A 13,258-nucleotide genomic window follows, 5' to 3' on the forward strand; every position below is an offset into this window, starting at 1 on the left:
GTGCGCATCGCCCGGCGATGCGCACCGCCTGGGGATCACTGGCTCAGGACCGAGCTGATCTCGTCGTTGTCGGCGTCGACGGTGTCGGTGCCCTGGAGGACGGCGTTGCGGACCAGCGTCAGCCAAGGGCTTCCGGGGGCGTTGAAGGCCTGCTGGAACTGGAGCGCGACGGGCGTGTCGCCCTTGCCGGCGACCTCGTTGATGGTCACGAGGCGCGGATCCTTCGCGGAGTACTCGTTGTCGGCGAGGTCGGACCGCGACACGGCGTTGCCGTCCTTGGCCAGGACCTGCACCTGAGCGTCCTCCGACATCATCCAGGCGAGGAAGTTCCACGCCTGAGCCGAGAGCTTCGAGTCCTTCGAGATGCCGATGCCGTCGCCGCCGACGAACGTCGAGGCGCCGCTGTCGACGCCGGGCAGACCCGCGACCCCGGCGTCGAAGTCGAGGGCGGAGAGGAGGGTGGCGGGGTAGGGCATGATGCCGACGTTGCCCTCCTGGAATCCGGCGACCCACGTCGCGCCGGTCTCATCGGCCGAACCGGGTGCGACGGCGCCCGCGTCGTAGAGGTCCTTCCACGTGGAGTAGACCTCCTGCGCGGCATCGCCGTTGAGCAGGGACTCCGTGCCGTCCTCGTTCATGACCTCCTCGCCCGAGGCCCAGACCGTCGGGAACCACGTGAAGACGAGGCATCCACCGCAGTTCAGTCCTGCCGAGGTGCCCGACACGCCGTCCTTGCCGAGCGCCTGGATCGCCTTCGCGGCGTCGGCGAACTCCTGCAGCGTCGCAGGCGCCTTCTCCGGGTCGAGCCCCGCTTCGGTGAACAGCTCCTTGTTCCACATGAGCATCGAGAGGTCGAGGACGAAGGGAAGCACGTGCTCCTGGCCCTCGTACGTGCCGGCCGACAGATGGCCCTGGTTGATCGAGTCCTTGTAGGAGAGTCCGTCGATCTGCTCGGTGATGTCGGTGAACAGGCCCTGCTGGACCCAATTGGGGACATAGACGATGTCGGCGGCGAAGAGGTCGGGCAGGCCGCCCGAGCCGGCGGCGGCGCCCACCTTCGCGACGTAGTCGTCGTTCGGGACGACGGTGAGCTCGACGTTGTTGTCGTGGCTGTCGTTGTAGGCCTCGACGAGCAGCTTCGCCTGGCGCTCCATGGGCGCCCGGGTCCACAGGGTGAGCGTCGAGCCGTCGTCGACGCCCTCAGCGGGGATCGACTCCGCGGGGGTGGGCGTGTCGCTGCCGGCGCAGGCCGCGAGGCCGCCCATGAGCACGCCTGCGGCGACGACGGCGGTGGCCGTCCGCAGCGCGGCATGACGTCGGGTGGTGATCATGCAACTGTCTCCTCTGACTCTTCTTCGAGCGGATGACGCCGAGTGTTCGGCACCGCTGGGTGGGGTGCGCGGCAATCGAAATGCACGAAAGCCATTTCGGGCAAACTATCGTGCGGAATGACGTGACGTCAAGTAGGTTCTCCGATAACTGAAGTACGTTCTTCGATAGCGCTTTTCGAACCGGAAGGGGGTCGCCCGTGGGAGGTAACGAGACGGGGAGCAAGGTCGTCACGCTCAGCGATGTGGCCAAGCGGGCCGGGGTGTCCATCGCGACGGCGTCGAAGGCGCTGAACGACCGGGACGACGTCGCCGTCGCGACGCGGCAGCGGGTGCTGCGCGCCGCCGACGAACTGTCCTTCACGCCCAACGCCATGGCGCGCGGCCTGCTCGCGGGACGCACCCGGACGGTCGGGCTCCTCACGAGCGATCTCGAGGGCCGCTTCATGATCCCGATCCTCATGGGCGCCGAGGACGCCTTCGGCGCGGGGCAGGTCAGCGTGTTCCTCTGCGACGCGCGCGGGGACGCCATCCGCGAGCAGCACCACCTCAAGGCGCTGCTCAGCCGGCGCGTCGACGGCATCATCGTCGTGGGGCGCCAGACCGACCCGCGTCCCTCCCTCGGGCAGGACATCCCGGTGCCCGTCGTCTATGCCTATGCGCCGTCCGACGACCCCCGCGATCCGTCGCTCACGCCCGACAACTTCGCCGGCGGTCGCCTGGCGGTCGAGCATCTCATCGCGTGCGGGCGCACGCGGATCGCCCACATCACCGGAGACCCCTCCTACGCCGCGGCGCAGGACCGCATCGCGGGAGCCCGCGCCGCACTCGACGCCGCAGGCCTGGAGCTCGTCGGAGAGCCCATGTTCTCCGAATGGACCGAGCACTGGGGCAGGGATGCCGCGGCACTGCTGCTGCAGCGGCATCCCGATGTCGACGCGATCTTCTGCGGTTCCGACCAGATCGCACGAGGCGTGCTCGACACGGCCCGCGATCTCGGCCGGACCGTTCCCGAGGACCTCGCGGTGATCGGGTACGACAACTGGGAGCTGCTGACGACGAACTCCCGCCCTGAGCTGACGAGCATCGACGCCAACCTCCAGCAGCTCGGCCGCCAGGCGGCGAAATGGGTCTTCGACGCCATCGACGACGTCCGCATCGGCGAGGGCGTCACCCGCCTGCCCGTCAAGCTGGTCATCAGGGGCTCGACCATCCGTCGGCGATAAGTGCGCTTCCGAAATCTCCGAAAGCCATTGCGTTCGCGCTAACTCACCTGCCAGACTGCCGCTCACGCGTGTTCTCAGCGTCGAGAGGTATCAATTGTGAGCGACCCCCAGTCCCCTGTCCGGCGCCGCCGGTCGTCAACCTTCATCGCGGTATCAACGGTTTCGGTCCTCGTCGGATCGCTGCTGGCCACCGCGGCCACGCCCGCGGCATCCGCCGCCCCCGGCGACGAGGTGTCCCAGAGCACGCTCGGGTACCCCGCGTTCGTCGGGTCGGCCGCCCCCGTCCCCGACACCGGCGTCGACTTCGCCCCGGGCGGGTACCTGGCGTCCGTGTTCGCCGCCGACGTCGCCGCCGGCGCGGGTTCGGCGCCCGGCAACGACTTCTGGATGGACCGGATGCTCGCCCGCACCGGCACGATGTTCGACGGCACCGAGAACGCCGTGGCCTTCACGCGCGGCCGCACGGCGTTCATGAAGACGCACAACCCCACAGGGCTCGGATGGCGCGGCGACACCGCATACGTCGACACGACCGGCAAGGGCGACGCGTTCGCGTACACCGTGACGGTCGACGGCACGGCCGTGACGCTCACCGAGCAGAGCTCGCAGCGCCGCCAGACGCCGAGCTACTTCACGTCGGTGTTCGCCGGCGGCGGCATCACCCTGACGCAGACGAAGTACATCACCGACCAGAACGTCATGGTCGCCGGCATCCGGGTCGCCAGCACGACGGCACGCACGGTGAAGATCACGGCGACCTCCCCGCATGCCACGCGCGCGGAGGGTGACGAACTCGTCGGCGTCGTCAGCGCCTACAACCAGCTCACGACGATCTTCCCGCGCCTGTCGGGAGACGGATTCACGGCCAGCGGCAGCTCGCTGGTGGCGACCCTGGCGGTTCCGGCGGGCGGCGCGGCCGCGACGAAGCTGCAGCTCGGCCTCATCGCCGAGGAGGTGCCGGCCTCGACGACCGAGTACGAGCACTACCGCGGCCTCGCCCCCGACGCTGCGTACACCGAGCACGTCCGCGCCTACAACCAGTGGTGGGTCGACAACATCCCGTACCTCGACACCCCCGAGGACAACATCGACAAGACGCTCTTCTACCGCTGGTGGCTGATGCGCTACAACTTCCTCGACGCCGACATCCCGGGCAACGACTACCAGTTCCCGACGTCGATGGAGGGCGTGCTGGGGTACAACAACGCGATCGTGCTGACGGTCGGCATGTTCATCGACGACCTGAAGTACTTCCGCGACCCCGCATACTCGTACGGCCCGGCGGTCTCGGTGGGCGAGACGTCCAAGAGCGGGAAGTTCGTCGACAACCCCGGCGATCCCGCGAACTGGTCGAACAGCTACACGCAGTACATCACCGAGGCGGCCTGGCGCGCCTACGAGCTGCACGGCGGACCGGGCGCGATCGGCGAGAAGCTCGGCGACCACTCGCGTGACGACGTCGAGGGCCTGCTCGACGCGTACGACGGCAACGACAACGGCCTCATCGAGTACTCGTGGGGCGCCATGACGGGCAACGACGCCGACGCGGTCTCGTTCCACTGGCGGCCGAACAGCGCCAACATGGACCGCACCGAGAGCGCGTACCTCTACTCGAACGCCAAGGCCGCGGCGGAGTTCTACCGCGTCGCCGGCGACACCGAGGGCGCCGCGCACATGGACGCGCTCGCGAAGCGCGTGAAGGACGCCGTGCTGAAGTACCTCTGGGAGCCGGCGCGATCCACGGCCGACGAGGTCGGCCTCAAGGGCAACCTGCTCAAGCACCGAATGACCTCCGACGGCGCGCTGAACCCCTGGAAGGAGATCAACAACTACTACCCGTTCTCCGTGGGCCTCATGCCCAAGCCGGGCGACGCGGACTACGACCAGCCGTACGTCGAGGCGCTGCGCCTCTTCGCCGACGCCGACCAGTACCCCGTGTTCCCCTTCTACACGGCGAACCAGGTCGACCAGGCCGCCTACGGCGGACCGGGATCGAACAACTTCTCGGTCATCAACTCGACCGTGTGGTTCCGGATGCTGTCCTCCGTGCTCCGTGACTACCCCCAGGACTACGTCACGCCGGAGATGTACAAGCAGCTGCTGTACTGGAACGCCTGGGCCCACTACCAGAACGGCGACAACCGCCTGCCGAACCAGAACGAGTTCTGGTCGGGCGGCTCGGCCGCGAACGGCGGGTCGATCGGATACCGCTCCTGGATCCACCACACGATCCTCGGCGCCACCAACTTCACCGTGATCGAGGACGCGATGGGCGTGCGCTCGCGCGCCGATGCCAAGATCGAGCTCGACCCGATCGACATCGGCTGGCCGAGCTTCGCCGCGGACAACATCCGCTACCACGACCGCGACCTCACCGTCGTCTGGGACGAGGACGGATCGGTCTACGGCGGTCCGGCGGGCTACTCGGTGTATCTCGACGGCGCGCTCGCCTTCACCGTGAGCGACCTCGCCCACGTCGTGTACGACCCGGCGACCGGCACCGTCGAGCTGCCCGAGGGCGGCGCGACCGTCGTCACCCAGCAGGCCGGCTCGCTCGCGAACGCCGCCGACATCCGCTTCGCCGACGACGCACGGGTCGTGGACGTCTTCGCCAAGGCGGGCGCCGACATCTCGTCCGCCACGACCGCCGCCCCGAACCTCGCCGAGGGCGCCGCCGTCACGGCGTCGTTCGCCGCGAGCGGGCGCGCAGCCGCCGGCGCCGTCGACGGCTCGACCGCCAACGAGCCCTTCTGGGGGACGGCCGGCTCGCCGAACACGAGCGACAGCCTCGTGGTCGACCTCGGCTCCGCCAAGGCGATCGACGAGGTCCGGCTGAACTTCTACAAGACGTCGACCTCGGCGACCGTGCAGGGCTACCAGGTGCCGCAGATGTACGGCCTCGAGTACGAGTCGGGCGGGCAGTGGGTCGCTGTGCCCGGGCAGTCGCGCACGCCGTCGAGCGTCACCGCCAACGGAAACGTCGTGCGATTCCCGGAGGTGACGACGGGCAAGGTGCGCCTGACCGTGACGCACGCCGCGGGCGCACGCACGGGCCTGAAGGAGATCCAGGTGCGCTCCACGGGCGCTGACGCCCCGCCGTCGACGAACGCGGCGCCGAGCGTCACCGCCTACCTCGACCCGACGTTCGCGCAGCCTTCGCAGGCGCGCATCATCGGCGCGGTGTCGGACGACGGCCTCCCGTCGCTCTCCCTGAAGTCGTCGTGGACCCTCGTCTCGGGCCCCCAGGGCGGCGAGGCGATCTTCGCGAGCCCCACGAGCGCGACCACGGTCGTGCAGTTCACCGCGCCGGGCACGTACACGGTCCGGCTCACGGCGAGCGACGGCGAGCTCAGCACGAGCCGGGACGTCACCGTCGACGTGACGGGAGGCCAGACCGAGAAGGTCAACATCGCGGTCAACGCCACCGCGTCGGCGTCCGCCGTCACGGGCTGGAACCGCGTCGCGGCGATCAACGACGGCAGGGCGCCCTACCCGGTCTCGGCCGAGACCGACGCCTGGGGCACGTGGGGCACCGCAGCGACGAACAACTCGTACACGGCGACGCTCACGTGGCCGAGCCCGGTGCGGGTGGACGAGAGCCGCATCCTGTTCCACAGCAACGGCGCCTCGGACGGCGTCCTGCCGCCCTCGTCGTGGAAGCTGCAGTACCTCGACGGCTCGACGTGGAAGGACGTCCCCGATCCGAGTGCCTTCAAGACGACGGCGGGGGTCTTCAACTCGGTGACGCACAAGCCGGTCGTGACCACGGCGCTGCGGGCCACGCTCGTCCGCAACGGCGCGTCGTACCCGGGCATCGTGGAGTGGCAGGCGCTGGCCGAGGCACCCGTCTCGGTGGAGCCCGTCGCCGTGCGCACGGTCCCCGGCACAGCGCCCGCGATGCCCGCAAAGGTGGAGGTCGCATTCGCCGACGGCACGCGTGAGCAGCGGCCCGTGAGCTGGCAGGCCATCGATCCGTCGCAGTACGCCGGCGAGTCTTCCTTCCCGGTGCTCGGCTTCGTCGAGGGCACCTCGACGCTCGCCCGCGCCACCGTGTGGGTGCGCGCCAACACCGCCGTGCAGGTCAACACGTTCGACCCGGTCGCCGTCTCCACCTTCCGGGGCACCGCTCCGGTGCTGCCGGCTCGCGTCATCGCCGTCTACAACGACGGCGGCCAGGCATCGCTGCCGGTCACGTGGGACAGCATCCCGGCCGCTTCGTATGCGACGGCCGGCACCTTCACCGTCGAGGGCACCGTCGAGGGCACCGACAAGCGGCCCGTCGCCACCGTCACGGTGCGCGCGACCGCCGACCAGGCACCCGTCGTGACGTTGTCGACGCAGCCGGCCACCCCCGCCTCCGGCTGGTTCGCCGGTCCGGTGACGGTGACCGCCGCCGCGGTCGACGACGACGACGCGTCGCCGTCGATCGAGGTGCAGACCGGCGCGGACTGGGTCGCCTACACCGGGCCGATCCAGGTGACCGCGCAGGGCGCCACCACCATCCGCGCACGGGCGACGGACGACAGCGGACTCGTGTCCGCCGTGGTCTCCCTCGTCGTGAGCATCGACACGGTGGCGCCGCAGGTGAGCGCCGCGTTCGACACGGTCGCGCGCAGCCTCACGATCACCGCGGTCGAGGGCGGCTCGGGTCTCGCGAAGCGCGAGTACCGCGTCGACAGCGGCGCGTGGAGCACCTACACGGGCGCCGTGACGATGACGGATGCCGGAACCGTGACGTACCGTGCGGTCGACGTCGCGGGGAACACCTCCGAGGAGAAGACCATCGAGGTGCCCGCTCGTGAGACCGGCGAGTCGCTCAACATCGCCGGCAACGCGAAGGCGACGGTCTCGGCCACCACGTCGTGGAACCGCGCAGAGGGGGTCAACGACGGCATCGCGAACCACCCGGTCACCGTGCAGTCCAGCGCGTGGGGCACGTGGGGCCTGACGGGAGACACCCAGTGGGCGCAGCTCACGTGGGACAAGCCGGTCACGGTCGGCACCAGCCGCATCCTGTTCTTCGACGACGGCGGCGGCATGGACCTGCCGAGCGCGTGGAAGCTGGAGTACCGCGACGGCGACAAGTGGGTCGAGGTTCCGCACCCGTCGGGCTACACCACGACGCTCGGCCAGTTCGACGTCGTGACGCACGACGCGGTCACGACGACGGCACTGCGTGCGACGCTCACCAAGCCGGCCTCCGCCTACGTCGGAATCGTGGAGTGGCAGGTGCTCGATGTGCCGGCGACCGCGGAGCCGGCGCTCGAGGTGCCGACCGGACCCGTCACCGCGGGGACGGCGTTCCCCGTGACCCTGACCGGTGCGAAGGCGAACGCCGACTACGCCGTGACGCTCGAGCCCGGCGGGATCGCGCTGGGAACGCTGTCGACCGGTGCGAACGGCACCGGCGTGCTCTCCACCGACCCGCTCCCCGCGAACCTCGCTGCCGGCCAGTACACGGTGCGGGCGAGCCGCGGCGGCACCGAGCGCTACGAGGCGACCATCACGGTCGCCGCGGCCCCGAAGCCCGAGGAAGTGATCGCCGGAACGGTGGAGATCACCGGCAAGGCGGCTGTCGGATCGGTCCTGAGCGCTGAGACCTCGGGCTGGAAGCCCCAGGGCGTGGCGTTCGCGTACCAGTGGTTCGTCGACGGATCGATCGTCGACGGCGCCGACGAGGCGACCTTCGAGCCGCGTCCGCAGGACGCCGGCAAGCCGGTGGTGGTGCGCGTGACAGGCTTCCGCGACGGCATGCTGTCGGCGTCGGCGGAGTCCGAGGCCGTCGGCCCGGTCGTCCCGGCGCTGGCCGTCGAGGCGACCGTGACCCCGCGCTGCACCACCGGCAAGGTGACCCTGGTCACCGCGGTGCACAACGGCGCCGACGTCCCGGTCGACATCGAGGTGATCTCGGCCTACGGAAGCAAGTCCTTCACCGCCGTGCAGCCGGGCAAGTCGGTCTCGATCGCCTTCACCACGCGTGCCGCGTCGATCACCGCCGGCACCGTGACCGTGTCCGCCTCGGCGGCCGACGGACGAGCCGCTGAGGCGGAGGTCGACTACCCGGTCACGACCTGCAAGTGACCGCCAGGCGGCCGGCGGCCCATCCCGGGCCGTCGGCCGCCGCGCTCAGCACCCCTGAACCCCGGCGCGACGCCGGTCGAATCGACGAAACAAGGTGATTCACGTATGAACAGCAATGTCCTCTCCCGGGCCGCGGTGGCGACGGCCGCCGCCGCGGCCCTGGTGCTGGCGGGCGCGGCAGTGCCGGCCTCCGCCGCCACCGTCCCGCCGCCGACCCGCACCATCACGTCCGCGGGGAACCCCATCATCGCCGATGGCTCTCTGTACACCGCGGATGCCGCCCCCCTCGTGGGCGCGGACGGCCGCCTGTACATCTACACCGGTCATGACGAGGCGGCGCCGCAGCAGGCGGGCTTCGAGATGCACGACTATGCCGTGCTCGCGACCGACGACGTCGCGTCCGGGAAGTGGGACGTCTATGAGCACAACCTCGACCCCGACGCCGTGTTCTCGTGGGCATCGGGCAATGCCGCGTACGCCGGGCAGACCGTAATCGGCGGCGACGGCAGGTACTACTGGTACGTCCCGGTGGAGTCGAAGGACACGACGCAGGCCAACCGCATGGCGATCGGCGTCGCCGTGTCGGACTCGCCGGTCGGTCCGTGGACCGACGCGATCGGCAAGCCGCTCGTGCAGTGGTCGGATGTGTTCGGCTCGAGCACCAACGGGCAAGAGGTGATCGACCCGCACGTGTTCAAGGACACGGACGGCACGGTGTACCTGTACTGGGGCTCGTGGAGCGTCGCGCGGGTCGTGAAGCTGACATCATCGGGTACTGCGCTCAACGGCCCGATCGCGACCATGTCGGGTCTGACGTCGTTCTACGAGGCGCCCTGGGTGCTGAAGAAGAACGGCCTGTACTACCTGCTCTACGACTGGAAGGCGGGCGGCACCGACTGCACGCCCTCGAACTACCAGGCGTGCATCGGGTATGCGACGTCGACGAGCCCCACGGGTCCGTGGACGTACCAGGGCATCATCCTGTCGGGCACGTCGGCGACGACGGTGCACCCGTCGCTCATCGACTTCAAGGGCAAGTCGTATCTGACGTATCACACGAAGGATGCCGTGGGCGGCGGTCACTTCCGCCGTTCGGTCGCGATCGATGAGGCGAAGTGGGACGGCACGAAGATCCTCCCCGTCAAGCCGACGCTCGCCAAGGATCCGCGCCTCACGCCTTCGGCCAATCTCGCGCTGGACGCCCAGGTGAAGGCTTCCTTCACCGAGCAGCCGCCGATGCGGACGACGGCTGTCAACGACGGCTTCCGCGCCACCACCGCGCTGCTGCCGCCCGACCAGTGGGGCAACTACCGGGGCACCACGAGCTCGAATGAGACCGACTGGCTGTCCTATCAATGGACGACGCCGGTGCGCACCGGCTCGGTGGGCATCCAGTTCCACCAGGACTCCAACTGGATCCGCACGCCCGCGTCGTGGAAGCTCGAGTACCTCGACACGACAGGCGACTGGCGTCCCGTCGAGAACGCGACGTACCCGAACACGGTGAACACGTGGCTCACGGTCAGCTTCACGCCGGTCACCACCACGGCCCTGCGTGCGACGTTCGCCGGGCGGGCCAACGGTGCGTACTTCCACTCGGTGTCGGTGTCGGAATGGGAGGTGTACGGCCGTGACGCGGCGGTGCCCGCCCCCATCGCCGTCTACACGAAGCCGGGCGTCGCCCCGGTGCTCCCCGCCGCCGTGCGGATCACCGTGGACGGCGCGCAGCAGTGGGCGCCCGTCACGTGGCTGCCGGTGAAGGCCGCCGATTACGCGAACGCGGGCACGTTCACCACGACGGGCCGTGCGCTGGGCGTCGCGTCGGCACTCGTGCAGGCCGCCGTCACGGTGACCGCGGGCGATCCGCCTGCGGCTCCGGCCGACAACGATGCTCCGACGGTCACTCTGTCTGCCTCGGGGACGTCGGGCTCGGACGGGTGGTTCGCCTCGAACGTCACGGTGCGCGCATCCGCGGAGGACGCGGTGGACTACCTCACCACGGTGTCGACCCGTGTGGGGGCGGGCGCATGGACGGCCACGCCCGACGTGCGCTTCGCCGAGGTCACGGTGGCCGCCGAGGGCACCAGCACCGTCACCGCCAAGGCTCAGGACTCGTCGGGCAACGCCTCCAGTGAGGTGAGCCGCATCGTCAAGATCGACAAGACGGCTCCCACGGCGACCGCGGCGCTCGACGCGGCCGCGCGGACGGTCTCGATCACCGCGGCGGACGCGCTGTCCGGCGTCGCCGCCATCGAGTACCGATTCGACGGCACCGGCGCGTGGAAGCCGGCCACTGCGGGTACGGCGATCGCCGCACCCGACGGGCTGCCCCACCAGCTGACGTACCGCGTGCGCGACACCGCCGGCAACACCGCCAACGGCACCGTGACCGTCCCGAAGGACGACAATGCCAAGCTCACGGGCAATGTCTCGTCGTACGCGACGGCCACCGCCTCGTTCACGAGCGGCTGGGAGAACGTCAACGGCCTCAAGGACGGCACCAACGCGCCGTTCGAGAACGCCGCCGGCAAGTACGGAGCGAGTTGGGGCACCTGGCCGCAGGTCGGCCAGCAGACCGCCACCCTGACATGGTCGTTCTCGGTCGATGTCGACTCGGTCGGCGTGTGGTGGTACCGCGACAGCCCCGACACGGCGAACGCCGGCATGATCCCGCCGAAGAGCTGGGTGCTGCAGTACCTCGACGGCACGACGTGGCGCGATGTGGCCCTGGACGCCGGCCAGTCGTACGGCCGCACCGGCACCGGGTTCGACCGCGTCGACTTCGCTCCGGTGACGACGAAGTCCCTGCGGATCGTGGCCCAGTCGTGGGGTGCGGCGGAAGCCGGGGGCTCGACGGGCATCCGCGAGTGGCAGGTCATCGCCGCGGAGGCTCCGGCCGCGAACCCGGTGATCGAGGTGCCGAGCAGCGCCCTCACGGTGGGCACGCAGTTCCCGGTGAGCGTGACGGGCGGCGCCCCCAGCGCCGACTACGCCGTGACGCTCGAGCCGGGGGCGGTCGCGCTCGGAACGCTGCACACCGACGCCGCCGGCGCCGGGTCCCTCACTGCGGCGCTGCCCGCCGACCTCGCCGCAGGCGAGTACACGGTGCGCGCTGTGCGCGGAGACGTGGTGCTCGAGAAGAAGGTCATGGTCGCGCTGCCTGCGCTGCAGGTCGAGGCGTCCGCGACTCCTCGCTGCGCCGTCGGCAAGGTGCACGTGGTCACCGTGGTGAAGAACACCAGTGACACGCCGATCCAGGTGGAGGTTTCGTCGCCGTACGGCTCCAAGTCGTTCACCGCGGTGCAGCCGGGCAAGTCGGCCTCGATCGCCTTCGCGACGCGTGCCGCCTCGGTGGCCGCGGGCAAGGTCGCGGTGTCCTTCACCGCGGAGGACGGACGCAGCGGCCAGGCGGAGGCGGGCTTCGCCGCCGCCACCTGCCAGTGAGGCTCACGCTGAGCGTGATCGAACGCTGATCGTGGACGGCTTCCGGGCGTCGGCGCACTTCGCGCCGGCGCCCGGACTCATCTCGGAGGTACTCCATTGACATCGACCGCGGCCGAGCCCGACGCTCTCCGTCCGAGCATCTACGACGTCGCCAGGGAGGCAGGCGTCTCGCACATGACCGTCTCGCGGGTGCTCAATGACAGCCCGCAGCTCAGGGACGAGACGCGTCGTCGCATCCTCGACGTGATCGAGGCGATCGGCTACCACCGCAGCGAAGCGGCGCGGGCCCTGTCCTCGCGTCGATCGCGGGCCATCGGAGTCGTGGTGGACTCCGCCGAAAGGGATGCTTCGAGGGCCGCGCTCGTGGCCGTCCAGCAGGCTGCACGAGGACGCCACCACAGCGTCGTCCCCTTCTCGATCACGACGAATGGCCAGGCGGGCATCGACGATGCGGTCGCGCATCTCGCGGCGCATCGCGTCGACGCGCTGTGCCTCATCGCCCCGCGCATTCCGACGCTGCAGGCCATCACAGCGTCCCACCACGACCTTCCGACCGTCATCGTCGCGGATACGGGCGACGGTTGCCCGCTTCCCTCGGTCGCGGTGGACCACTCCGTGGGAGCCGCTCTCGCCGCCCGGCACTTCATGGACGCCGGCCATCACAGCATGCTCCACCTCGCGGGCCCGGAGGACAGCGTCGACGCGGTCAGCCTCACACGGTCATGGCGTTCGGTCATGCGGCAGAGCCATCTGCCCGCACCCCTCGTCGTCGGCGATTGGAGCTCCGACTTCGGCTACGAGATCGGTGCGACGCACCCTGGGATGGACAGCGTCACGGCCGTGTTCGCCGCGAACGACCGGATGGCGCTGGGCCTCATCCACGGCCTGTGGACCCGCGGCATCCGAGTGCCGGCGGATGTGAGCGTCATCGGGTACGACGATCACGCCGGCGCGAGCCACTACCTCCCCCCGCTCACGACGGTGCGGCAGGACTTCGACGCCCTGGGCTGCGAAGCCGTGCACGCTCTGCTGTCATCGGGCGAGGGCCCGCTCGAGGGCGCCAGGAGGCGCCTTCTGCCGCGACTGGTGGTACGCGACTCCGTGGCCGCACCTCACCCGCGCAGGGCACCGGAGCGGTCGACGTCGCATCGCCTCGCCGCGATGTAGCACGGCGATGCC

5 protein-coding genes are annotated in these 13,258 nt (G+C 70.1%); 4 read left to right on the forward strand and 1 reads right to left on the reverse strand.

Annotated features, from left to right (window positions below; translation table 11 throughout):
• Positions 1-35: 35 nt before the first annotated feature.
• Positions 36-1,331, reverse strand: coding sequence for an ABC transporter substrate-binding protein (locus ACH3VR_RS20530; RefSeq protein WP_397558195.1), 1,296 nt, complete (start codon positions 1,329-1,331; stop codon positions 36-38).
• Positions 1,332-1,528: 197 nt separating this feature from the next.
• On the opposite strand from ACH3VR_RS20530, the gene ACH3VR_RS20535 reads away from it, so the two are divergent.
• The 4 genes from ACH3VR_RS20535 (at position 1,529) to ACH3VR_RS20550 (ending at position 13,246) form a co-directional block, all read left to right on the forward strand.
• The gene (locus ACH3VR_RS20535; protein ID WP_397558196.1) at positions 1,529-2,554 is read left to right on the forward strand and encodes a LacI family DNA-binding transcriptional regulator; all 1,026 of its coding nucleotides are present in this window, start codon (positions 1,529-1,531) and stop codon (positions 2,552-2,554) included.
• A 96-nt stretch (positions 2,555-2,650) separates the two neighbouring features.
• A complete protein-coding gene (locus tag ACH3VR_RS20540; protein ID WP_397558197.1) occupies positions 2,651-8,635 on the forward strand; it encodes an Ig-like domain-containing protein in 5,985 nt (1,994 codons plus the stop codon).
• A 105-nt stretch (positions 8,636-8,740) separates the two neighbouring features.
• Complete coding sequence (locus ACH3VR_RS20545) at positions 8,741-12,079, forward strand: family 43 glycosylhydrolase (protein WP_397558198.1); 3,339 nt, start codon at positions 8,741-8,743, stop codon at positions 12,077-12,079.
• A 96-nt stretch (positions 12,080-12,175) separates the two neighbouring features.
• Positions 12,176-13,246, forward strand: a complete 1,071-nt coding sequence (locus ACH3VR_RS20550; RefSeq protein WP_397558199.1) for a LacI family DNA-binding transcriptional regulator — start codon at positions 12,176-12,178, stop codon at positions 13,244-13,246.
• The last annotated feature ends 12 nt before the right edge of the window (positions 13,247-13,258 follow it).

Origin of the sequence: Microbacterium alkaliflavum (genome assembly GCF_044325405.1) — a bacterium.
Lineage (GTDB): Bacteria > Actinomycetota > Actinomycetes > Actinomycetales > Microbacteriaceae > Microbacterium > Microbacterium alkaliflavum.

Bases quoted from the DNA above. Each gene is read 5' to 3' on its own strand.
- ACH3VR_RS20530 (WP_397558195.1), bottom strand. From the start codon at position 1,331: ATGATCACCACCCGACGTCATGCCGCGCTGCGGACGGCCACCGCCGTC.
- ACH3VR_RS20545 (WP_397558198.1), top strand. From the start codon at position 8,741: ATGAACAGCAATGTCCTCTCCCGGGCCGCGGTGGCGACGGCCGCCGCC.